This is a genomic window from Bacillus sp. FSL K6-1218, from assembly GCF_038006445.1.
In the GTDB taxonomy this organism is placed as follows: domain Bacteria; phylum Bacillota; class Bacilli; order Bacillales; family Bacillaceae_G; genus Bacillus_A; species Bacillus_A thuringiensis_S.
In genome coordinates, this window is the sequence record NZ_JBBOVE010000001.1 from 1,704,690 (window position 1) to 1,728,984 (window position 24,295).

The following is a 24,295-nucleotide window of genomic DNA, read 5'->3' on the forward strand; positions in this document are numbered from 1 at the left end:
TGGGAAATCATTATTTCTCATGCACCAGCATCGTAACATCATCATTAATCAACGTCCCCACATGTTCGCCTAAACATATTTTCTTCATGACTCCAGGCTCATCAAAGTTAAAGACGTGTGCTGGTAAATTGTAGTCCCGGGCAAGCAGTAATGCCGCTTGATCCATAACTTGTATATTTTGTCTAACGACATCATTATAGTTTAGTTTGCTGTACATTTTTGCTGATTTATTATACTTTGGATCACTTGTAAAGACGCCATCGACACCTTGTTTTGCGACTAATATGGCATCGCTATTCATTTCAATAGCTCTTTGTACGCTTGGATAATCTGTCGTCACGAACGGTTGGCCGTTACCGCCTCCAAAGATAACGATATAACCGTTATCTAAATGGTGGACTGCACGCAAGCGAATGTATGGTTCAGCTACTGCATTAAATGGAATGGAAGTCATAACGCGTACTTCTCTATTTGTTTTACTTGTTAAAACACCGCGAAGCATTAAGCTGTTAATGATTGTACCTAACGTACCGATATTATCAGCTTCTACGCGATCGATTCCCCATTCTTCAGCTAGATGCCCCCTAAAAATGTTACCGCCACCGATGACGATGGATACTTCGATACCTAAATCAACAATGGATAAAATTTCGTTTGCGATATGTTCTAATCGTTTGGAGTTAAAGCTATTTCCAGTTTGATCGGCAAGTGCACCGCCGCTTAATTTAATTAAGACACGTTTATATGGTCTCATAACAATTCCCCCTATATAGATCGCAATAAAAAAGGAACAAAGGCGAATGCCTTTGTTCCTTTTTAAGAAAATGAAAAAGAAAAGAAGAAGATAGGACGAATTGCTTTGTATAGTTTTTCATAACATCCACTCCTTTTCATTTTGATTTGTTGTAAGTATATATCTTTTTGATTATACGAAACAATCTGATTACTTATCAAGTTTATTTTATCGTTTTTTTACAAAATGGTGTCAATGAAAAAAAGAAGAAAAATATTCGAATTTTTTGTGACAAACTTGTAGGTTTTTGTATGATTTTGTAGGTTCGCTTATAAGATGTGTGAGTAGCTTTTATAAATTCAAATTGAAAGCGTTCGCATGAAGGGGATGAACATAAATGAAAAAATTCGGATTGGCAACACAAATTTTTGTCGCGCTTGTTTTAGGGATTGTAGTAGGGGCAATCTTTTATGGCAATAAAACGGCGATTTCTTATATCACACCAATTGGGGATATATTTATTCACTTAATTAAGATGATTGTAGTACCAATTGTTATTTCAGCATTAATTGTTGCAGTAGCTGGTGTAGGAGATATGAAAAAGCTTGGGAAACTGGGCGGTAAGACAATTCTTTATTTCGAAATTATTACGACGATTGCTATTTTAATGGGATTACTTGCAGCGAATATATTCCAACCAGGTACTGGTGTTGATATGAGTAATTTACAGCAAAGTGATATTTCTTCTTATAAACAAACAGCAGATGCAACGGAGAAGAAAGGTTTTGCTGAGACAATTGTTCACATTGTACCAAAAAACGTATTTGAATCGATTGCACAAGGTGACCTATTACCGATTATATTCTTCTCAGTATTATTCGGCTTAGGAGTTGCGGCAATTGGGGAAAAAGGAAAGCCTGTTTTTAACTTCTTTGAAGGTGTACTCGAAGCAATGTTTTGGGTTACAAATCAAGTTATGAAATTTGCACCATTTGGTGTATTCGCATTAATTGCCGTTACGGTTGCAAAATTTGGTGTAGCAACATTACTTCCGCTAGGAAAACTAGTGCTAGCTGTATACGTAACTGTTATACTATTCGTTGTGATTGTATTAGGTATTAATGCACGAATGGTTGGAGTAAACATTTTTACATTAATAAAAATTTTAAAAGAAGAACTGATTCTTTCGTTTACGACAGCAAGTTCAGAAGCTGTTTTACCTAATATAATGAGAAAAATGGAAGAGTTCGGTTGTCCAAAGGCAGTTGCCTCTTTCGTAATTCCGACAGGTTATACATTTAACTTGACTGGATCGGCTATTTATCAAGCGTTAGCGGCATTGTTTGTTGCACAAATGTACGGTGTGCACATGTCACTAACGGAGCAAATAACGTTATTATTCGTTCTCATGTTAACATCCAAAGGTATGGCGGGAGTTCCAGGTGCATCGTTCGTTGTTGTATTAGCAACGTTAGGTTCAATGGGGCTACCACTAGAAGGTATCGCGTTAATTGCGGGAATTGACCGCATTTTAGATATGATTCGCTCATCTGTCAATGTATTAGGAAATGCATTAGCGGCCATTGTTATGTCGAAGTGGGAAGGCGAATTCGATAATGAGAAAGCAAAACAATATGTAGAAACAGTCAAAGAAACAAAAGCAGCATAAGAAATCGTTAAGGAGTGAATAATCATGGCAACATTAACTGAAGTTAAAAATGGTGTTCGAATTGAAAAAGATTTTTTAGGTGAAAAAGAAGTACCAAACTATGCATACTATGGCGTACAAACAATGCGTGCAGTTGAAAACTTCCCAATTACAGGATACAAAATCCATGAAGGTTTAATTAGAGCATTCGCAATTGTAAAAAAAGCAGCAGCACTTGCTAATACAGATGTAGGAAGATTGGAATTGAACAAGGGTGGCGTGATCGCAGAAGCTGCTCAAGAGATTCTTGATGGAAAATGGCATGATCATTTCATCGTAGATCCAATTCAAGGCGGAGCAGGTACTTCAATGAACATGAATGCAAATGAAGTCATTGCCAATCGTGCTCTTGAATTATTAGGAATGGAAAAGGGAGACTATCACTATATTAGTCCAAATAGTCATGTAAACATGGCGCAATCAACAAATGATGCATTCCCAACGGCGATTCATATCGCAACGTTAAATGCATTAGAAGGCTTATTACAAACGATGGGTTATATGCATGATGTATTTGAATTAAAAGCAGAACAATTTGACCATGTTATTAAAATGGGTCGTACACATTTACAAGATGCGGTGCCAATTCGTCTTGGACAAGAGTTTAAAGCATACTCTCGCGTACTTGAACGTGATATGAAACGAATTCAACAATCGCGTCAACATTTATATGAAGTAAATATGGGGGCAACTGCAGTTGGTACAGGCTTAAATGCAGATCCAGAATATATTGAAGCAGTTGTAAAACATTTAGCTGCAATCAGTGAATTACCGCTTGTTGGTGCAGAAGATTTAGTAGATGCGACACAAAATACGGATGCTTATACTGAAGTATCTGCAGCACTTAAAGTATGTATGATGAATATGTCTAAAATTGCGAATGACCTTCGCTTAATGGCATCAGGTCCACGTGTTGGTTTAGCAGAAATTATGTTACCAGCTCGTCAACCAGGTTCATCTATTATGCCAGGGAAAGTAAACCCTGTTATGCCAGAAGTTATTAATCAAATTGCGTTCCAAGTAATTGGTAATGACCATACAATTTGCCTTGCTTCAGAAGCAGGACAATTAGAATTAAACGTTATGGAACCAGTACTTGTTTTCAACTTACTGCAATCAATTAGCATTATGAATAACGGTTTCCGTGCCTTTACAGATAATTGCTTAAAAGGAATTGAAGCGAATGAAGATCGCTTAAAAGAGTATGTTGAGAAAAGTGTAGGAATTATTACAGCCGTGAACCCTCATATCGGTTATGAAGCTGCAGCTCGCGTTGCGAAAGAAGCAATCGCGACAGGGCAATCCGTTCGAGAACTTTGTGTGAAAAATGGTGTACTGTCACAAGAAGACTTAGAGTTAATTCTAGATCCATTCGAAATGACACATCCGGGGATTGCAGGAGCAACTCTTTTAAAGAAAAATTAAAAGAAGAGGGGGGACAAGCCCCTCTTTTTTGTTTACAATATAGAAATGCTATATATGAATAGAGGTAGGGATGTTATGAGCAAGTTTACAGTAGCTTCTAATGGTGCATTAGAAACAACATTAAGAGGAGCAGAAGTATTATCAACACCACTTTTAAATAAAGGGGTAGCTTTCACACAAAATGAAAGAGAAGAGTTAGGTTTAAAAGGGTTATTACCGCCTGCGGTTTTAACGTTAGAAGAACAGGCACGCCGGGCATACGAACAATTTAGTTCTCAGCCGGATGATTTATTAAAGAATGTATACTTAACTGCGTTACATGATCGAAATGAAGTATTATTTTATCGTATATTAACAGATCATTTACGTGAAATGTTACCGATTGTATATACACCAACTGTCGGTGTAGCAATTCAAAGGTATAGCCATGAATACCGTAAACCACGTGGTATTTATTTATCAATTAACGATCCATCAGGTATTGAAGAAGCGTTTGCCAATATCGGTGCAACAGCTGAGAACATTGATTTAGTCGTTGTAACAGATGGAGAAGGCATATTAGGAATTGGTGACTGGGGCGTTGGTGGTATTAACATCGCAATCGGAAAGCTAGCTGTTTATACGGCGGCAGTTGGAATCGATCCTAGTCGTGTATTACCAGTAATTTTAGATGTAGGTACAAACCGTGGGGAACTATTAAACAATCCATTTTATATTGGAAATCGTCACCCTCGTATAACAGGTGAAGTTTACGATGAATTTATTGATACGTTTGTACAAGCGGTAAATAAACAATTCCCGAAAGCACTTTTACATTGGGAAGACTTTAGCTCTCGTAACGCACGAAAAATTTTAGATAAATACCGTCATGACGTTTGTACGTTTAATGATGATATTCAAGGTACAGGTGCAGTTTCGCTTGCGGCTGTGTTATCGGCAGTGAAAGCTTCTGGTGTACCATTAAGTGAACACCGCGTTGTAGTATTTGGTGCTGGTACGGCTGGAATCGGTATCGCAGATCAAGTTAGAGATGCGATGGTCCGTGTAGGCGTATCTGAAGAAGAATCATATAAGCGTTTCTGGTGTATTGATCGTAACGGGTTAGTTACAGATAATATGGAAGATCTTCTTGATTTCCAAATTCCGTACGCAAGAAAAGAAGCGGAAGTAAGTGAGTGGAAGCAAAATGATGTGATTGGACTTGCTGAAGTTGTGAAACATGTAAAACCGACAATTTTAATTGGTACATCTACTGTTGCGGGCGCATTTAAAGAGGGAATTATTAAAGAAATGGCTTCTCACGTAGAAAGACCAATTATTTTACCAATGTCGAATCCAACACCGCTTGCTGAAGCAAAACCAGCAGATTTAATCGAGTGGACAGAAGGAAGAGCGTTAGTTGCAACAGGAAGTCCATTTGAACCAGTTACATATAACGGTGTAACGTATGTGATTGGACAATCAAATAATGCACTTATTTTCCCAGGGCTTGGTCTTGGAACAATTGTAGTACGTGCAAGTGTCATGACGGATGGAATGTTCGCAGCAGCAGCTGAAGCAGTTGCAAGTATGGTAGATACAAGTCAGCCAGGAGCACCTATTTTACCAGAGGTTGAAGAATTACGTAATATCTCAGAAATGGTTGCAATTGAAGTAGCGAAAGTTGCAGTTGCAGAAGGTGTTGCAAGAGTGAACTTAAGTGATAACGATATTAAGATGGCAGTGAAAGAAGCAATGTGGAAGCCAGAGTATCGCCAAATAAAAGCGGTAGAAAAGGTTAGAATATAGAAAAAAAGCCCGTTTATAACAATAAGCGGGCTTTCGCTTTTACTACTGAAAAAAGTATAGGAAGTGGCACCTTTGAATTGGAATCAATTATGGAAGAAAGATATGTCCCTTTTAATTATATTAATGGTCGTTGTTCCGATTGCTGGGGAGCTGAACTTTCATCCCTTTAATGATACGTTTCGAGTTAGCTTCGGTACACCGCTATTCTTCTTTTTATTATTATTTTTAAGAAGAGTACCAGCAGGAGTTGCAGGTATTCTTGTTGGTATATCTGTAGTCTTATTCCGAGTATGTCTTGACTGGATCATGCAAGGTTCGTTTCATATGACAGAATCATTTTATTTGCGCTATCCTGTGTTCTTCTATTATTTTATTTATGGCAGTCTTTTTTCGCTTTGCAGGGTAAATAAGTTCCATCAGAAACCAATCATTATTGGATGCCTTGGAATTTCAATTGAAATTGTTGCAAGTATGTCAGAACTTGCGTTTTATCACATGTTAGTACTCGGTACAACAATAACGATTTCTGAAGTAAATAAACTTATTATTATTGCTATTTTTCGTAGTTTCTTTGCACTTGGTTTTTTAAATATGATGAATTTATATGAAACGAAATTAAAAGAATCGCAAGTTCGAAAAGAAAATGAAAACATGTTAATGCATCTTTCTAATTTATATGTGGAATCTGTTCATTTGAAAAAGACGTTACAAAATGCAGAATTGATCACACAAGAAGCATATCAGCTATATCGAAATTTACAAGCGAACGATGATTCTAATAGTAAAACAGCATTAAGAATAGCAGGAGAAGTGCACGAAATAAAAAAGGATAATCAAAGAATTTTTGCGGGATTATCTAAACTGTTATTAGATAAAAATGTAGCTGAGTATGTAGAAGGACATGAGCTTACAGAAATGATTGTAAGAATAAATGAAAAGTACGCTGGAATGCTGGAGAAAGATATACGTTTTTCTAAACATATAGAAGGTGAACACGCTGCATATCACGTGTATACAGTGCTATCAATCTTTAATAACTTAGTTGCCAATGCAGTGGAAGCAATTGAAGATAGAGGTCTCATTCATATTAATTTATATAAACGAGAGCAACATTTAATATTTGAAGTAATTGACGATGGGCCTGGTATTGCGCAAAAGTATAAGAAATTAGTATTTAAGCCAGGATTTACTTCCAAGTATGATCAAACAGGAACACCGTCAACAGGCATTGGACTTTCTTACATACATGAAATGGTAACAGAGCTAGGCGGAGAAGTAAGATTAGAAGACAATGAAACCGGAAAAGGGTGTAAGTTTATCGTTTGTTTACCGGAGTGCAGTTTAAAGCGGGAAGGGGAATAGATTTGTTTTATTATATCGTAGACGATGATGAAGTTTTCCGTTCGATGCTGTCGCAAATTATTGAAGATGGAGATCTTGGAGAAGTAATTGGTGAGGCGGATGACGGAGCTTTTATTGAAGCGGATCAACTAAATTTTAAAAAAGTAGATATTTTATTTATTGATTTGTTAATGCCGATGAGGGATGGAATTGAAACAGTTCGTCACATTGCGTCAACTTTCACGGGGAAAATCATTATGATTTCTCAAGTGGAATCGAAGCAACTTATAGGTGAGGCATATACACTTGGTGTAGAATATTATATTACAAAACCATTAAATAAAATCGAAGTTGTATCTGTTGTACGCAAAGTGATGGAGCGTATTAGATTGGAGCGTTCTATACATGATATTCAAAAATCATTGAATAACGTGTTTCAGTGGGAAAAACCGCAATTGCGTACTGAACCAGTGCAAGAAGGAAAAAAGATAGGGGATTTAGGACGCTTTTTACTATCAGAACTCGGTATTGCGGGAGAGAATGGAAGTAAAGATTTACTTAGTATGCTGGAATATTTATATGGTCAAGAAAAGGCACAGACATTTGAGTTTGGCTTTCCTGCGTTAAAAGAAATTTTTCATCATATTACGATAAAGAAATTAGGGGATGTAGCTTTAGATGCAGATATTGATAAAGAGAAAAAAGCGTCTGAACAAAGAGTACGTCGAGCTATTTATCAGTCGTTAAATCATTTGGCTTCTTTAGGATTAACAGACTTTTCAAATCCCAAATTTGAAAGCTATGCTCCAAAATTTTTCGATTTCACTGTAGTTAGAAAACGGATGACAGAAATGACGAAAGATGAACTCGCATCTTCTGGTCATACGCGAATTAATACGAAGAAGTTTATTCAAGTGTTGTATTTTGAGGCGAAGAGGTTGATGGAGATAGAGTGAAGAAGATGCTTATAAATAAGCATCTTTTTTTGTTAAATCAACATTTTATATTTTCTCGTGGAGCATGTAAAATGTTAAGTAAGAGAAAATGGTTTTATATTAAGGAAGTGTCAAAGCAATGAGTTTCACATTAAATAAATCGATTATTAAAGAAGTGTGCGGAGAGACCTCATATAAAAGAGGTGAAGCCTATTATAAATCAAATAAAGTGATAATAAATCATTATGATGAAAATAAAGAAATTTGCGAGGCGACAGTAAAAGGGAATGAGGATTTCCATGTTATAGTAGAAAAAGCTAAAAAGGGTGATGTTGTTGCGAAATGTAGCTGTCCTTCATTAGCGTCTTTTCAAACGTACTGTCAACATGTTGCAGCGGTATTAATACAAATAAACTATAATCAACAAACAGGTGGAATGAGCTCCACTAGTAACAGAAATGATCAATTGACAAGTGGTATGTTGCAGCTGTTTGCAGACAAACCACTGAGGCCAAAAAGTAAACAACACCGTTTTGATACACGTGAAATGTTAGATATTGAGTTTATATGTACACCAGTAGCTACGAGGAGTGGTGGTGCTCTTCTTGGCATGCAATTGAAACTTGCCAAAGTGTATTTCATAAATCATATTAGAGAATTTCTTTCTAAGGTAGAGAAAAGAGAGTCTTTTCATTGTTCAAATGAATTTACATATACACCAGTTGTACATAGTTTTAAACAAGAAACGGATGCGATTATTCAGCAGCTCATTAAAATGTATCATAACGAAAAAATGTATGAAGATACGCTAGAAGTACATGCGAAACAAGATGAAAGTATGATATTCATACCACCAGTTTCATGGAAAGATATGCTCTCTTCACTTTCTAAAGTTGAATATGTACAGCTGAAACAAAATGAACAACTGTTTCAGGGATTACAAGTTTCAAAAGGTTTGTTGCCGTTACACTTTGAATTTACGAAGGGGAATAATGGCGGATTTACACTTCATATAGATGGTCTAAATCGTGTACAAGTTATGGATATGTATAACAATGCACTTTACGATGGGAAATTATATCACTTACACATTGAAGATTGTATGCGACTTATTGAATTACAAAAGATGATGAGTCGCTCAAATAGTAATCAGTTTTATATTCCAGAAAGTAAGATGGAACATTTCGTCGCGAAAGTTGTACCAGGATTAATGAAGCTCGGAACTGTACACATTGATGAAGTAATATCAGATCGTGTTGAAACACCTTCGCTAAAAGCGAAATTGTATTTAGACCGTGTGAAAAATCGCTTATTAGCAGGTCTTGAATTTCACTATGGGAACGTCATGATTAATCCGCTAGAAGAGGATGGACAGCCGTCTGTTTTTAATCGTGATGAGAAAAAGGAAAAAGAGATTTTAGACATTATGAGTGAAAGTGCCTTTGCAAAAACAGAAGGCGGTTACTTTATGCATAATGAAGAAGCTGAGTATAACTTTTTATATAATGTCGTGCCAACATTAAAAGGTTTAGTTGATATTTATGCGACGACAGCAATCAAATTGCGAATTAGTAAAGGGGATGCAGTTCCTCTTATTAGAGTGAGAAGAAAAGAAAGAATTGATTGGTTGTCATTTCGTTTTGATATAAAAGGAATACCAGAAGCAGAAATTAAAGGTGTATTAGCGGCACTTGAAGAGAAACGTAAATATTATCGATTGGCGAACGGTTCGTTTTTATCGCTAGAGAGTAAAGAGTTTAATGAAATTAATCAGTTTATAAAAGAGTCAGGTATTCGGAAAGAATTTTTACATGGAGAAGAGGTAAATGTTCCGCTTATTCGGAGTGTAAAATGGATGAACGGACTTCACGAAGGCAATGTTTTAAGTTTGGATGATTCAGTTCAAGAGTTAGTAGAAAACATTCAAAACCCGAAAAAATTAAAGTTTGCTGTGCCAAATACTTTAAATGCAGAAATGAGAAAGTATCAAGTATATGGGTTCGAATGGATGAAAACACTTGCTCATTACCGTTTTGGCGGTATTTTAGCAGATGATATGGGACTTGGAAAAACGTTGCAAAGCATTGCTTTTATAGATTCTGTTTTGACTGAGATTCGAGAAAAGAAACTGCCAATATTAGTCGTGTCACCATCATCTCTTGTTTATAATTGGTTTAGTGAATTGAAAAAATTCGCCCCGCATATTAGAGCAGTTATTGCAGATGGAAACCAAGCAGAGCGCCGGAAAATTTTGAAAGATATAACGGAATTTGATGTCGTAATTACGTCATATCCATTACTGAGAAGAGATATAAGATTATATGCAAGACCATTTCATACACTATTTCTTGATGAAGCACAGGCGTTTAAAAACCCTACAACGCAAACGGCAAGAGCTGTGAAAACAATTCAAGCTGAATACCGTTTCGGACTAACGGGTACACCTGTAGAAAATTCATTAGAAGAGCTATGGTCTATCTTCCATGTCGTCTTCCCGGAATTATTACCAGGAAGAAAAGAGTTCGGTGATTTAAGGCGTGAAGATATAGCGAAGCGAGTGAAACCATTCGTATTAAGACGATTAAAAGGGGACGTATTAAATGAGTTGCCAGAGAAAATAGAGCACTTACAATCATCGGAGTTATTACCCGATCAAAAGAGTCTCTATGCTGCTTATTTAGCGAAGTTAAGGGAAGAAACGTTAAAGCATTTAGACAAAGACACGTTACGTAAAAATAAAATTAGAATTTTAGCTGGTTTAACGAGATTGCGACAAATTTGTTGTCATCCCGCTTTATTTGTTGATGATTACAAAGGAAGTTCAGCTAAATTTGAACAACTGTTAGAGATTTTAGAGGAATGTAGAAGTACAGGAAAGAGAATATTAATTTTTTCTCAATTTACGAAGATGCTTTCCATTATTGGTCGTGAGTTAAATCGACAAGCAATTCCATACTTTTATTTAGACGGGAGTACACCAGCGCAGGAACGTGTAGAGCTGTGCGATCGGTTTAACGAAGGAGAAGGAGATCTATTTCTCATTTCTTTAAAAGCTGGTGGTACCGGACTTAATTTAACTGGTGCAGATACAGTAATATTATACGATTTATGGTGGAATCCAGCTGTTGAACAACAAGCGGCGGATAGAGCGTATCGAATGGGACAAAAAAATACAGTGCAAGTTATAAAGCTAGTAGCCCAGGGAACAATTGAGGAGAAAATGCATGAACTGCAAGAAAGTAAGAAAAATTTAATCGCTGAAGTGATTGAGCCGGGAGAAGAGAAATTGTCCTCAATCACAGAGGAAGAAATTCGAGATATTTTAATGATTTAATATAAAAAAGCTATGCCTTCGAATTTATGAGGGCATAGCTTTTTTGTTGTAATAATTATATTTTGTTTTGTACAAAGTAAAGAAATCAAATGTTATTTAAATTACTTCTTTGTACCTTTACTTTTGTATGGTTTGGCAGCTGCCTTTTTCTTTGCACTTGATTGCCAACGGTTCCATCCTTTACTTCCTGTACCTTGTCCTACACCTTTTTTCGGTTTTGCTTTCGTTTTACTCATATGATCACTCCGTTATATAAAAATCTTATTTGATAATAGTCAATGATTTAGAAAATACTCTTTATAAATGACTATGATTGCTTTAAGTAAAAATAAACTGCTTGAATGCTATAGTATAACATGAATTTGCAAGTAAACTGAAAGGAATTATAAAGAAAATGAAAATAATAAGAAATACTGCGGATTCTATATTCCGAACGATCACATTAATTGTTGTGTATACGTTAGTTTCGGTCAGTGAAACATTTTTTGGATTGACGAGGCAGAAAAAGTAAAGATGTTAAATTAACAACAATCAATAAAGCCGTAAAATAAAGAATTGAAAAACATTTTAAAACTTTTTGTTGACTTTCTTTATTTTTTGTATAGAATAATCATTAATAAAATGTTTCAGAGATGTGACAATAAAACGACTATGAAAGGACGAGTAGTAGTAGGACGTAGTTTAAGCGAGTCAGGGGTGGTGTGAGCCTGATACGAAGCCTATTATGAAGAACCTCCTGGAGTTGCTAACCGAAATCCTTTATAGGAAAGTAGACTTAGCCGGGAACTTCGCCGTTACAAGAAGAACAGTATCGAGATATTTTATCTCCGTATTGTATAAGTGAGCAACCTCTGTTGCTAATTTGGGTGGTACCGCGGAACCAAAGCCTTTCGTCCCAGTTTTTTGGGAAAGAAGGGCTTTTTTTGTTGGCTTCTTTTCACAACATCCAAACATTTTAGGAGGAAACCACCATGTATCAATCATTAATGACAGTAAGAGAGACTCAAATCGCAATTAAGGAAGTTAAAACATTTTTCGAGGACCAATTAGCAAAACGCCTGGAACTATTCCGCGTATCTGCACCATTATTCGTAACGAAAAAATCAGGATTAAACGATCACCTAAACGGTGTAGAACGCCCAATTGAATTTGATATGTTACATTCAGGAGAAGAATTAGAAATTGTTCATTCACTAGCGAAATGGAAACGATTTGCATTACATGAATACGGATACGAAGCTGGTGAAGGTTTATATACAAACATGAACGCGATTCGTCGTGATGAAGAACTTGATGCAACGCATTCCATTTACGTTGACCAATGGGATTGGGAAAAAATCGTTCAAAAAGAATGGCGTACTGTCGATTACTTACAAAAAACAGTACAAACAATTTATGGAATATTCAAAGATTTAGAAGATCACTTATTTGAAAAATATCCGTTCCTTGGAAAGTATTTACCAGAAGAGATTGTTTTCATTACTTCTCAAGAACTAGAAGATAAATATCCAGAATTAACACCGAAAGATCGTGAACACGCAATTGCAAAAGAACACGGTGCAGTCTTTATTATTGGAATTGGTGATGCACTTCGTTCAGGTGAAAAGCATGACGGACGCGCGGCTGATTATGACGATTGGAAATTAAACGGTGATATTTTATTCTGGCACCCAGTACTACAATCTTCATTTGAATTATCATCAATGGGAATTCGTGTTGATAGTAAATCGCTTGATGAGCAGCTAACGAAAACTGGTGAAGACTTCAAACGTGAGTATGATTTCCATAAAGGTATATTAGAAGACGTACTACCATTAACAATCGGCGGTGGCATTGGACAATCAAGAATGTGCATGTACTTCTTACGTAAAGCACATATCGGTGAAGTTCAATCTTCTGTATGGCCTGACGATTTACGTGCAGCTTGTAAAAAAGAAAACATTCATCTGTTTTAATAGAAGTGAGGGAATAGCTTAAATATAGAGCTATTCCCTCTTTTTTAATTGTGTAAACGAATGGTTTACAGAGAGTTTTACTAATGGTTTCTTTCATTTATATCTCTTTTTATGTAATAATTTGTTAAAGGAGGGGACGTTATGAGCATAGGAGAACAGCTAAAAAAACTACGAGAATCAAAGGGGTTTTCGCAAGAGGATGTTGCTAAAAAGATTGGTGTGACAAGGCAAGCAGTATACAAATGGGAAAATGATAAAAGTTATCCTGATATTGACAATCTAATTTTACTAAGCGAAATGTACAATGTTACGCTTGATGAGTTAATAAAAGGGAAACAGAATATTAAAGAAAAAATACATATTGATGAAGAAGATGAGGATTTTGAGAAAGAGAATGAGTTTGGTTTTTATATTGGATTTGGTTTGCTAATTTTAAGTGCTTTCGTTGATTATGAAGGAATGCAAGAAATTTTATTAGGAATAGCACTATTCATGATAGTTTTTTACTCTGACGTGAAGAAAGTTATTTTGAATGAGTTCAGATCGTTTTTTAAAAGAAAAGATATATATGATAAGAGGTGAGAAGAATCAGTTATATTTCCTAGGAAAGAGTATAAGAAGTAATTGAATTGTTTCATAATGATTTTAGGATATTGATAGTGTGTTAAAAAGTTCAAACAAGCATAACCCCGTTCTAAAGCTAGAACGGGGTGCAAAATCTAAGTTTTATGAAGCGAGAATTTCTTTCAAATATTTTTACTTTAGTAAAGACTTCTTATAAAACATTACTTATTTATTCCCGAGTTCTTCTGCTAAACCGATTAAAATTCCTTCGACTCCACGAATGTAGCAGAGACGATACGAGTTCTCGTACTGAACTACTTCACCAACGAGCTCTGCACCATGCTTAGTGAGTCTCGATACCATTTCGTCAATATCTTCAACGGTAAACATGACGCGTAGATAACCGAGAGCGTTCACAGGAGCATTTCGGTTATCTGATATAGTAGGTGGGGTGAGAAATCGCGAAAGTTCAATTCGACTGTGGCCATCTGGAGTGACCATCATAGCAATCTCTACGCACTGAGAGCCGAGTCCAGTTACGCGACCAGCCCATTCACCTTCGACAGTGGCTCGCCCTTCGAGGTTCAAGCCAATCTCCTCGAAGAAAGAGATTGCGTTATCAAGGGATTCTACAACGATGCTGACATTGTCCATTCGTAGTAATTTGTTTTTTGCCATAGTCTTATCTCCTTATGTATAAAAGTTTATTATTTAATCATCCTCATAATTATACTACTAAGTAGTTACAAATTCCTTTCAGTCAAAAACACCTTGTCATAGTATATGAAAAGGTGACAAGGTGTTTTTTTATATGTCATATAGCATCTTGTTAACGAACAGCGTTTTATTTAAGAGGAAGGAAGTAGATTAATATGATTTTTTTATAAGCGTTACTAAACATATCAAATTAGCTCATTTGCACGAAAGGCTCAATTTTCGCCATAAATGATTGATGCAGCGCCTCAACGCCTGTTACTAAATGAAGGCGGTCAATAACGACAGACACTTTAATTTCTGATGTACTTACCATTTTAATATGAATATCTTCTTCTTTTAAAGTAGTGAACATATTTGCAGCGACACCTGGGTTAGATACCATGCCAGATCCTACGATTGATACTTTTGCTAAGTGATTTTCATGTTCTACAGATTCGTAGTGAAGAGTTTCTTGATTTTGTTCCAAAACTTTTAAAGTTTCTCTTAAATCATTCGAGTGAATGGAGAAGGAGAGATGTACAGTTCCTTCATTTGTAATACTTTGAATGATGATATCTACATTAATGTGTGCTGCTGCTAATGTAGAGAAAACTGTTGAAAGCGAGCCTTGTTCTAGTCCTTTAATTGTGACACGTGTAATGTTATCCTCAAATGCAATACCTTTAACGATTGATTGTTGTTCCATGTTACATTCTCCTTTTACAATTGTTCCGTTTTCTTGTTCCATACTTGAGCGAACTTCTAAAACTACGTTATGATTTTTAGCAAACTCAACAGCGCGCGGGTGTAATACGCCAGCACCGAGATTAGCAAGCTCTAACATTTCGTCATAAGAAATTTCATCTAATTTGTAAGCATCTTTTACAACTCGTGGGTCCGTCGTATATACGCCTGTCACATCCGTATAAATATCACATTTTTTTGCTTTAAGTGCAGCGGCTAGTGCGACAGCAGTCGTATCAGAACCACCACGGCCAAGCGTTGTAATTTCATTTTTTACACTTATACCTTGGAAACCAGCTACGATAACAATCGTGCCTTCAGCAAGATAAGATTGAATACGATCTGTATGAATGTCAGTAATCCGTGCACTACTATGTACAGATTCTGTCGTAATACCAGCTTGCCATCCTGTTAATGAAATTGCATGATAGCCTTTTGCTTGCAGTGCCATTGTTAATAATGAAATAGTTACTTGTTCTCCTGTAGATAGAAGCATATCCATTTCACGTTTACTTGGATTTTCTGTAATAGCGTTAGCGAGTGCGACAAGTTCATCTGTACTTTTTCCCATTGCTGAAACGACAGAGACAATGCTATGACCTCGTTCATATTCTTCAATAATTAAATTTGCTACATGTTGAATGCGTTCGACGCTTCCGACCGAAGTGCCACCAAATTTTTGAACAATTGTTTCCATTACAAATTCCTTCTTTCGTCTATTTTTAAGAATAGATTAGGAAATATATAAATCCCAATACTCCTGTAGTTACCAGAAAGACAAACAAAAAACACCATCTCAAATAAGTGAGGATGGTGCTGTTACAGGAAAAGGGAAACAGAAAACGGAGCTAATAAAAAAACCGCCAAAAAAGGAATATCATAAAAAATGATATCTCTTTTTTGTAGATAGCTCTTCATACGTACACGTCTGTACATATGACAGTTCTGTTTCTATTCGAAAACAGCCCCAATTGATAAATGCAGAGAAATTTATCAATTTCGGCAATACTTCCTTTCATCTAAGTTCATAGACATCTCTGTGTCTCCATTAGAATACTCATAAGTATCGCAACCTCTATCTCACGTTTTAGGCGAGAGTGTTTGATTTATGAAGTTGTTGGTAACATTTGTTTTATAATAATTTAAATTTTTCGGGGAATCAAGTGTTTTATATATATTTTAAAAATTCTTTCTTTTTCAGAAAAAGTTTGTGAAAAATGTAGCAAAATAAATTCATTGCATGTACATTAAACTTATAGTGCATAGGAGGTGGGAGAATGAAAAGGAAACAGCCTATTTATGTTGCGACAAAAATGAACACGACGATGGAAAAATTATGGGAATATACGCAAGAGCCAGATATACATACAGAGTGGGATGCTCGCTTTACTGAAATTTCGTATTTAGAGAAAAAAGAAGGAGAACCACAGAAGTTTTTGTATAAAACAAAGATTGGATTTGGGCTTGAAATAGCTGGAGAAGGGGAATCAATAGGTGAAATAAGAAAAGAAACTGGTGAAAGAATTTCTTCTTTAAAATTTTGGACGGATAATACATTATCTCTTATTCAAATAGGACGTGGTTATTGGAAGTATACGCCGAATAAAGAATACATCCATTTTGAGACACAATATGATTATGATACAAGATTTGGTCGTATAGGAAATGTAATAGATTCCTATATTTTTCGTCCGTTATTAGGTTGGGCGACCGCTTGGAGTTTTGATGCCTTAAAATTATGGGTAGAAAAGGGGCTTCATCCTAGGTTACTAATTAGAAGAACAATGACGTATTGGCTCGTATGTTTTTTATTTGCTTTTGTATGGATATATCAAGGGATAGTGCCAAAACTACTGTTTACTCATTTAGAAGAAGTAAAGATGCTTTCTGTATTAATTGGTTCAAATGAAAGTAGTGTATGTATACTTAAAATAATTGGGGTGTTAGAAATAATTTTCGGTGTCGTATGGCTGTTGCCACTAACAAAACGAAAATTATTTATACTGCATATTATTGTGTTACTAGTTTTAACATTAGCGGCAGGGTTTACGGATATCAAAAGCTTTACAGGTCCGTTTAATCCGATTACATTAAATGTTCTTCTAATGGGGTTATCAATTGTCGGTTATATAAATAGTTTTGATTTACCAAGCGCGAAAAATTGCAAGAGGGCGAGAAAGGGATAAGTGTATGGCTAATATGTATGAACGATTATTAGGGGATACCTATAAAAATCTTCATCCTGAATTGCAGAAGCGTTATGCGATTACAGAAGAGAATAGTTTTATAGGGGAAGGAAAGATGGATGGAATTTACGGTGGTTCTTTTTTCGTGAAATTTATATTGAAAATTGCATCGAAGTTTCGAATGTTTTTCTCGGAACGAGGAGAGGAAATTCCATTTACGATACAAAACATAGCTGAGCGAGATGAATATGGACAAGAATTAGTAAGGTGGAACCGTACTTTTTATTTTCATAATAAGAAAAGATATTTTAACGCAGTTATGCAATTGGATGAAAACGAAAATGAAATTGTAGATTATTTTGGCGAACCACATTTACTCGTTTCTACACTACATTTTCATATCGATGAGTTAGGGGCAATGCATATTTCTTCAAAGAAACAATGGTTTTATATGTTTGGAAGAAAAATGCCGTTGCCAAAATTCTTGTATGGTGAAGCAAAAATTGTTGAAAGTTATGATGCAACACTACAGTGTTTTCGAATTCATGTACAAGTACGAAACCCGTTAATTGGCTCGCTTTTTTCATATAAGGGAACATTTGTGGAAAGGAACTAAACGATATGAAAAATATAATATTTGGGCTTGCTTGTTATGTTGTTTTTTTAATATATGAGTGGTCGAATATAAACCCTGTTGAAGCAATTATATTATTATCTATTTTATTATTTATACCAATATCATTTTGTATTGTTGATAAAAGAAAAAGAGATGGTTCGCATTTATTATTTTATAAATTCGTATCGTTTTTATATCCAATCGCAGCAATTTGTGCAATGCTAGCTTTCTTCACAAATCACTATTTATTTGCGCTAGTTTGGTTTGTATATACAGGAATTGTTGCGTTATTTGGTGTAAGTAGATTGCTAGAAAGGGGATGGAAGCCGTTAGAAGAGACCGCCATAGATAGTGCATTTATTTATTTGTTTTTAGGTGGTTTTTGGTTTTTTGCTTCAGTAGCAAAACTTTCAATTATGCATTTTAGCTCTGACATTGTTTTACTCACAGCTGCACATTTTCATTATTCGGCGTTTCTATTGCCATTATCAGCTGGTTTAATAGGGAGAAAAAGAGAAAAGAGAAGTAAAGTGTATGATGTTATTATGTTTATCATCATGATTTCACCTATGACAGTTGCAATAGGAATTACATACTCAAGAATATTTGAATTTTTTGCAGTGTTCCTATATTTATGTGCGATTTATGGGTATGGATTTTACGTTTGGAGAGCAAAATTTAATGCTATCAGTGCAAAGATTCTTCTAATCGTTTCGTCTAGTACACTCATGGTTACAATTATGTTCTCACTCATATATTCATACGGGAATTTGAAGCATGTATTGACGATTACAATTGCTCAAATGGTTTGGATTCACGGTGTTGTCAACGGAATTGGAGTAGCGTTACCGGCATTTGTCGGCTGGATGATCGAAAAGAGTGTTCCGAATTATAAATACTATGGGAAACCAATGAGTAAGTTAAGAGGAAATGTGGCAATTGGTGAGGCTTATTTATATAGCAGCAATTTAGTAGACAGTAAGGAATACAACGGTTTAGTTGATAAAGTAAATGACTTTCATAGTGAGTCATTTGATGTGACGAAGGTTCCTTTAAGGATTATTCGTTTTTATGAAAACACAACAGAGTATGAGTTGCAATCAAATATTAAATGGGCTCGTTGGTTCCGCCCGTTTGCATTTTGTTATGAGAAAATGAGCAAGCGTGTGGGACAAATACATTTAGGGATGGGCGGCAAGTGGGAAACGATGCATGGCTCTATCATTGGTGTAATGGATGAGAAAGACGGAAGAGAGAATGTAAGGGCTTGGCTAAGGAAAAATGAAGCAGGTAAATCTATTTTTGTAGCTCTTTATTCAAAGCATACATATAAGAACGAGACATACATGAATATTGCATTACCTTTACCATATTCGAATATGACAGGGATTTTGAAATTATGTAATAAGAGTAATGATTTAATCATTACTAGTAAGCTAAGAAGAAATGGTAAGGGAGATGAGGGTATTTATTTACATACTCGTTTCTTTACAATACGTTTACCGTTAGCAGAGACTTTCGTCATTACAGAGGATAAGGATAAAATGTTAACAGCTCATCATAGCATGTGGATATTTGGACTTAAATTTTTACATATTCATTATAAGATTGAAAAAATTACTTAGAAGTAAGAAAGGCTTGGACAGGTTTCCAAGCTTTTTTTATGTATGGGTAATTGTCATAGAAATTTGTTTATTTAGCTCATTATCCCAAACACGTTGAATTTCAAAAGTGCCTGTTTCAAAAAATAATGGGAATCTCTCTTTAAACCAATCTTGCATAGGAAGATGTAGTGCTGTATCGATTGGTATCCAGGATAATTCGCCTTCAGGAGGATTCAAAAGGAGTTCACCTTCAAATGAATTTGTCCAATAGTTAAATACCATATATCGAACATTTTCTTTCGGATTTACGTATTCATCTAATCCCTTAAAAGTTAAATTTGAAACAAGTAATCCAGTTTCTTCTTTTACTTCTCGTTTAGCAGCTTGAACGATACTTTCTGGAAAATCTACTTTTCCGCCAGGAGCGATGTAGCCAGGAAAACCTCGATGGTCGGGGCGTTTTATAAGTAAAACATCATTATTTCGTTGGATCATACACATTGTATAGATGCGGTGCTCGATGTTATGTGAATTTGAAGGCATTGTAATGTATTCTCCTTTATTTTTCTTGATAATTTTACCATAACATAATAGTTTCTTATATAATTAAAATAGAATATTATTAATTTTCGGCACTTTATTATGAAGTCTATAATCATTTGAAAAGAGGAGAGAAAGATGCAAGGGGAATTACAAAGAGAAAAAGATTTAGGGTATGTTGGCAAATTATTATCGCCAGTTAAAGCGTCACCACATTTTAACTTTTTATGGATTGGACAATTACTCTCGGCCTTAGGCAGTTCGATAACTATGGTCATACTTCCAGTTGTTGTGTATTCATTAACTGGCTCAACAGTTGTGATGGGGATGACAATGGCAATGTACATGCTACCTAATATTCTCGCTTTACCGTTTGCAGGTTTAATTGTAGACCGAATTGATCGGGTTAAATTAATGTTATTTACGGATATACTCCGCTGTATATTAATGCTATTACTTGCATCGCTTATATTTATGGATTTATTAACAATTACAGTTTTATATATTCTCGTTGCCTTATACGGACTTATGGAAGGGATATTCCAACCAGCATATTCTGCTGTAAGGGCAAAAGTATTCGTTCCTGAAATTCGTAATGCAGCTAACGCACTCACTCAAATGAGTAATCAAGGTATACGATTAATTGGGCCAGCACTTGGTGGGTTAATCGTATCGGTTGCGTCTGCAGGGATAGGTTTCGGCCTAGATGCAGTAACGTACTTATTATCATTTTTATGTTTATTATTTTTAAAAGAAATTAAGTTTAAAAAAGTAAAACCCATTGAAAAGAGTAAGCTTAATTACAAACAAGAGTTTATGGAAGGTGTTTTAGTTTTAAAAAGTCATCCGTGGCTGTGGATTACAATTTTAGTTTTTTCTTTTATAAATATTTGTTATGCCGGCATTATCGTCGTATTAATTCCGTGGTTATTTAATGTTCATCATCATTTTGAAGCTTACGTGTATGGACTTGGCATGGCCTTTTCTGGTGGTGGGGCTGTAATTGCCGCATTAATATTTGGTGGGAAAGAGCGGTGGCATAAGAGAGGATTACTGGCTTATGGAGGTGTTTTAATTAGTGGTATTGCTTTATTAATTATGCCATTCATTTCTTGGGCACCCGCTTTAATATTCTTAATGGCAATTGAAGGATTTGGCATGATGATATTTGGACTCATTTGGGAAACGAGTTTACAGGAACTTGTACCGGAAGAAGCATTCGGAAGGGTGGCAAGCCTTGATATGTTGGGTTCTTTTGCTTTATTGCCATTAGGGTATGTAGTTGTAGGTTGGTTAGCTACTGTCATAGGTGGCGAGATAACTATTATAACACTAGCTAGTTTAGTAATTTTAACAATTGGAATCGCATTGTCTGTACCGAGTATTCGTCGATTTAATTGATTATATGGGAAAAGAGGGGGATATGCATGACTATAGAAAACTTGAAAGATATAGTAACAAGGCAATTAGAGAGTAAATACATTTTGGAAGAAAAGGTCTTTGAAGCGAACAATTTTACAGTCTGTATCGCTACCCATATAGAAAATAATCTAGCATATAATCAATTAGTATTAATAAAACATCTTTGTAATGAAAAACCGTCCGTACATATTTGGCACAAGAAAATTAGTATGGAAGCAACAGAATTGGAAATCACAAAAGAAGTGACGGAAGCGATACAAGCGGGTTTCAAAAGAGAAGAATAAGCCCTAAAGAAATTAGGACTTATTCTTCATTAAATACAAATGTTTGTTTCATTTTTTCACCTTCATTTACCGGATGGCCGTTATAAGAGAAATTCTTTTCTTCCCAAGTGATCACAACTTTAAAATTATGACTATTAAAGTCTAATGGGAATACCATGTAGTCAAAGCTTGTATGACTTTTAGAAATATTTTCATTAGGTGTAGTAGGTTTAAAGGTAGCTTTAGAGGTAGGATTGTTATCAAGTATTTCCACAGATACGTTTGATACATCATGACCGATGTTTTTTACGAGTAAACTATACGTATCAAATACACCTTGTTTTGGCTGGATTGCTTGCTTGTTTGAGTTATGAGATTTATCAATTTCGACATACCATTGTTTAGACTTTGACGCAATCGGTAGTGACTGAAATGTGTAAGCACTAGCTTGCATTGGTAGTGCTAAACATATAAGCGTAAAGAGAGTTAATATTTTTCGTTTCATTTTTTGAGAGCTCCCATTCTTTAATGGATTTACTTGTTATTATCCTCTTTTTACGAGTAAATATACCATATAATGTAAAGTGGTTATTGTGAGTAGTGAATCAATATCTTATTCACTACTCTTATAGCTGGCATAATTACGTATGTAGTAAGAAAGAATAAATTTGTTTTTTCTATACTTAGATTACTGCTCTTTTTAAAAGGGCTATTTTTATGTTTTAATAAAAAGAATATACTAAGAGTTCTGTATAAATTATTTATTTTAATGTAGTTAAATGTGCTTATATATGTGAAATTAGAGGAGGAAGCTGTGTAGAGATGTTTCTACACAGCTATTTAGGATATGAAAAAATTACCAAAAATATGTTAAAATAACATTGTCATACAACAAGGGGGATTTGTTTTATGGAAAATGGACATCTTGCTAAAGTAGACTTAACGAAAAAAATTGAATCAAAATCTAAGTACAATAAGAAATTAGAAAAATATCAAAGGCACTTATTAGCATTACAGCAAATTTTGAAAGAAGAAAAAATCGCGGTTATGCTTGTTATGGAAGGATGGGATGCGGCTGGTAAAGGTGGGGCAATTAAGCGGGTGACGGAACATCTTGACCCGCGTGGGTTCCAAGTAAATCCAATTGGAGCGCCTGCACCTCATGAAAAACGTTACCATTATTTGCAACGTTTCTGGCGTAAAATTCCACAGTACGGGCAAATCACCATTTTTGATCGCTCATGGTACGGTCGTGTGTTAGTTGAGCGTGTTGAAGGATTTGCTACAAAGGAAGAGTGGATGAGAGCATATGATGAGATTAATGATTTTGAAAAACTACTAACAGATGACCATTACATAATAGGGAAGTTCTTCTACCATATAAGTAAAGAGGAACAGTTAAAGAGATTTAAAGATAGAGAGAAAAATCCTTTGAAAAGATGGAAAATTACAGACGAAGATTGGCGTAATCGTGAAAAATGGGATGAATATGTTGAAGCAATGGAAGACATGTTTGAAAAAACAAGTAAGCCAAATGCGAAGTGGCATATTATTGAAAGTAACGATAAATTGTATGCTCGTGTGAAAACGTTAAAAATTATTATTTCATTCATTGAGGATTATTTCTTAGAACATGGTATAGAATTGCCTTCTTATTATTATGAAATGAAAGAGGATATCGAAGTTTTGCAAGATGTAGGTGTTAAAGAGTAAAAAAGAAAATGGTCCTGTGAATTGGTGAAACCAAATTATGGGGCTTTTTTATTTAGAAACATTTTACAATTAACAGAATAAGGTATATAATCAATAATCATATTAACATTGTTAATATGATTATTGATTATATACTATGTGGGGGTTTTACTTTGAAGGGAAGAGATGTTGTTTTAGGTTTATTAATGGAAAAGGAATTGTCTGGTTACGATATTAAAATTGTGTTTGAAGACGTATTTACTCATTTTTTTGATGGAAGTTTTGGAATGATTTATCCAACGTTACGACAATTGGAGAATGAAGGGAAAATAAAAAAAGAGGTTGTCATGCAAGAGGGAAAACCGAATAAGAAAATGTACTTTATTACAGATGAGGGGCGTGAAGAATTTTATCAATACATGCAGACACCTGTAGAGAAGGATGTTTTACGTTCGGATTTTTTAATGAGAATGTATTTTGGTAACTATAGTGATGATGTAACAATAAAAAAATGGATTAAAGATGAAATTGAAAGAAAAGAAGCGTACATTGCAGATCTTCGATTGAAATATGAAAAGTGGAGAGTAGGTATTACTTTCGTCGAAGAAATTTCACTAGATGTAGGTATTGCATCGTATAGTGCACAAGTGGAGACTTTGAAGAAAAAATTAGAAGAGTTAGAGGCGAAAGAAAACAATAAAACAGAAGAATGAAAAACGCGTTCACAATAAATAAAGGGGTATATAAAG

Annotated in this window: 21 protein-coding genes, 1 riboswitch and 1 other annotated feature; of the genes, 15 read left to right on the forward strand and 6 right to left on the reverse strand. The window is 35.1% G+C overall.

Going from position 1 to position 24,295, the window contains the following annotated elements:
- Positions 1–10: 10 nt before the first annotated feature.
- Complete coding sequence (gene pyrH / locus MHI26_RS08975; RefSeq protein WP_029441957.1) at positions 11–754, reverse strand: UMP kinase; 744 nt, start codon at positions 752–754, stop codon at positions 11–13.
- A gap of 376 nt (positions 755–1,130) precedes the next feature.
- Between pyrH and MHI26_RS08980 the strand changes: the two genes are divergently transcribed.
- The 6 genes from MHI26_RS08980 (at position 1,131) to MHI26_RS09005 (ending at position 11,264) form a co-directional block, all read left to right on the forward strand.
- A complete protein-coding gene (locus MHI26_RS08980) occupies positions 1,131–2,402 on the forward strand; it encodes a cation:dicarboxylate symporter family transporter (protein ID WP_061666801.1) in 1,272 nt (423 codons plus the stop codon).
- 24 nt (positions 2,403–2,426) lie between these two features.
- Positions 2,427–3,866 carry an aspartate ammonia-lyase gene (gene aspA / locus MHI26_RS08985; protein WP_000224200.1) on the forward strand — a complete coding sequence of 480 codons (1,440 nt, stop codon included), beginning with the start codon at positions 2,427–2,429 and terminating at the stop codon, positions 3,864–3,866.
- A gap of 75 nt (positions 3,867–3,941) precedes the next feature.
- A complete protein-coding gene (gene malS, locus MHI26_RS08990; RefSeq protein ID WP_061666897.1) occupies positions 3,942–5,654 on the forward strand; it encodes an oxaloacetate-decarboxylating malate dehydrogenase in 1,713 nt (570 codons plus the stop codon).
- Positions 5,655–5,717: 63 nt separating this feature from the next.
- A complete protein-coding gene (locus MHI26_RS08995) occupies positions 5,718–7,016 on the forward strand; it encodes a sensor histidine kinase (RefSeq protein WP_097888617.1) in 1,299 nt (432 codons plus the stop codon).
- 2 nt (positions 7,017–7,018) lie between these two features.
- Positions 7,019–7,951 (forward strand): response regulator, encoded by a 933-nt coding sequence (locus tag MHI26_RS09000; protein ID WP_000500300.1) that lies wholly within the window; start codon positions 7,019–7,021, stop codon positions 7,949–7,951.
- 118 nt (positions 7,952–8,069) lie between these two features.
- Positions 8,070–11,264 (forward strand): DEAD/DEAH box helicase, encoded by a 3,195-nt coding sequence (locus MHI26_RS09005; RefSeq protein WP_061666799.1) that lies wholly within the window; start codon positions 8,070–8,072, stop codon positions 11,262–11,264.
- A 101-nt stretch (positions 11,265–11,365) separates the two neighbouring features.
- Here MHI26_RS09005 and MHI26_RS09010 read toward each other — a convergent pair whose 3' ends face one another.
- Positions 11,366–11,500 (reverse strand): DUF3934 domain-containing protein, encoded by a 135-nt coding sequence (locus MHI26_RS09010; RefSeq protein ID WP_000047588.1) that lies wholly within the window; start codon positions 11,498–11,500, stop codon positions 11,366–11,368.
- A gap of 406 nt (positions 11,501–11,906) precedes the next feature.
- Positions 11,907–12,165 (forward strand) — a binding site (T-box leader).
- Positions 12,166–12,235: 70 nt separating this feature from the next.
- On the opposite strand from MHI26_RS09010, the gene asnA reads away from it, so the two are divergent.
- Both asnA and MHI26_RS09020 read left to right on the forward strand, forming a co-directional pair.
- Positions 12,236–13,219 carry an aspartate--ammonia ligase gene (gene asnA / locus MHI26_RS09015; protein WP_000284912.1) on the forward strand — a complete coding sequence of 328 codons (984 nt, stop codon included), beginning with the start codon at positions 12,236–12,238 and terminating at the stop codon, positions 13,217–13,219.
- A 141-nt stretch (positions 13,220–13,360) separates the two neighbouring features.
- Positions 13,361–13,801, forward strand: coding sequence for a helix-turn-helix domain-containing protein (locus MHI26_RS09020; RefSeq protein WP_000021949.1), 441 nt, complete (start codon positions 13,361–13,363; stop codon positions 13,799–13,801).
- A 207-nt stretch (positions 13,802–14,008) separates the two neighbouring features.
- Here MHI26_RS09020 and MHI26_RS09025 read toward each other — a convergent pair whose 3' ends face one another.
- The gene (locus MHI26_RS09025; RefSeq protein ID WP_001107267.1) at positions 14,009–14,461 is read right to left on the reverse strand and encodes a VOC family protein; all 453 of its coding nucleotides are present in this window, start codon (positions 14,459–14,461) and stop codon (positions 14,009–14,011) included.
- A gap of 229 nt (positions 14,462–14,690) precedes the next feature.
- Positions 14,691–15,920, reverse strand: coding sequence for an aspartate kinase (locus tag MHI26_RS09030; RefSeq protein ID WP_000448036.1), 1,230 nt, complete (start codon positions 15,918–15,920; stop codon positions 14,691–14,693).
- A gap of 202 nt (positions 15,921–16,122) precedes the next feature.
- Positions 16,123–16,309, reverse strand: a riboswitch (Lysine riboswitch).
- Between the two features lie 191 nt (positions 16,310–16,500).
- On the opposite strand from MHI26_RS09030, the gene MHI26_RS09035 reads away from it, so the two are divergent.
- Genes MHI26_RS09035 through MHI26_RS09045 form a run of 3 tightly spaced genes read left to right on the forward strand, consistent with a single transcriptional unit; the run spans position 16,501 to position 19,650 of the window.
- Positions 16,501–17,409: a DoxX-like family protein gene (locus MHI26_RS09035; protein ID WP_061666798.1), complete on the forward strand. Its 909-nt coding sequence runs from the start codon at positions 16,501–16,503 to the stop codon at positions 17,407–17,409.
- A gap of 4 nt (positions 17,410–17,413) precedes the next feature.
- Positions 17,414–18,025 (forward strand): DUF4166 domain-containing protein, encoded by a 612-nt coding sequence (locus MHI26_RS09040; RefSeq protein ID WP_000002645.1) that lies wholly within the window; start codon positions 17,414–17,416, stop codon positions 18,023–18,025.
- Between the two features lie 5 nt (positions 18,026–18,030).
- Entirely contained in the window at positions 18,031–19,650 is a 1,620-nt protein-coding gene (locus MHI26_RS09045) for a YndJ family protein (protein WP_000789381.1), read from the forward strand.
- A gap of 36 nt (positions 19,651–19,686) precedes the next feature.
- On the opposite strand, the gene MHI26_RS09050 is transcribed toward MHI26_RS09045, so the two are convergent.
- Positions 19,687–20,172 (reverse strand): 8-oxo-dGTP diphosphatase, encoded by a 486-nt coding sequence (locus MHI26_RS09050; RefSeq protein ID WP_061666797.1) that lies wholly within the window; start codon positions 20,170–20,172, stop codon positions 19,687–19,689.
- 135 nt (positions 20,173–20,307) lie between these two features.
- Here MHI26_RS09050 and MHI26_RS09055 point away from each other — a divergent pair, with 135 nt between their 5' ends.
- Positions 20,308–21,570, forward strand: a complete 1,263-nt coding sequence (locus MHI26_RS09055; RefSeq protein ID WP_001161201.1) for an MFS transporter — start codon at positions 20,308–20,310, stop codon at positions 21,568–21,570.
- A 26-nt stretch (positions 21,571–21,596) separates the two neighbouring features.
- Positions 21,597–21,875: a hypothetical protein gene (locus MHI26_RS09060; protein ID WP_061666796.1), complete on the forward strand. Its 279-nt coding sequence runs from the start codon at positions 21,597–21,599 to the stop codon at positions 21,873–21,875.
- Positions 21,876–21,894: 19 nt separating this feature from the next.
- Here the strand turns inward: MHI26_RS09060 and MHI26_RS09065 are convergent, their stop codons facing one another.
- Positions 21,895–22,359, reverse strand: coding sequence for a hypothetical protein (locus MHI26_RS09065; RefSeq protein WP_000823334.1), 465 nt, complete (start codon positions 22,357–22,359; stop codon positions 21,895–21,897).
- A gap of 404 nt (positions 22,360–22,763) precedes the next feature.
- On the opposite strand from MHI26_RS09065, the gene MHI26_RS09070 reads away from it, so the two are divergent.
- Positions 22,764–23,567: a polyphosphate kinase 2 family protein gene (locus MHI26_RS09070; RefSeq protein WP_061666795.1), complete on the forward strand. Its 804-nt coding sequence runs from the start codon at positions 22,764–22,766 to the stop codon at positions 23,565–23,567.
- Between the two features lie 152 nt (positions 23,568–23,719).
- Positions 23,720–24,259, forward strand: coding sequence for a PadR family transcriptional regulator (locus MHI26_RS09075; RefSeq protein WP_000678333.1), 540 nt, complete (start codon positions 23,720–23,722; stop codon positions 24,257–24,259).
- The last annotated feature ends 36 nt before the right edge of the window (positions 24,260–24,295 follow it).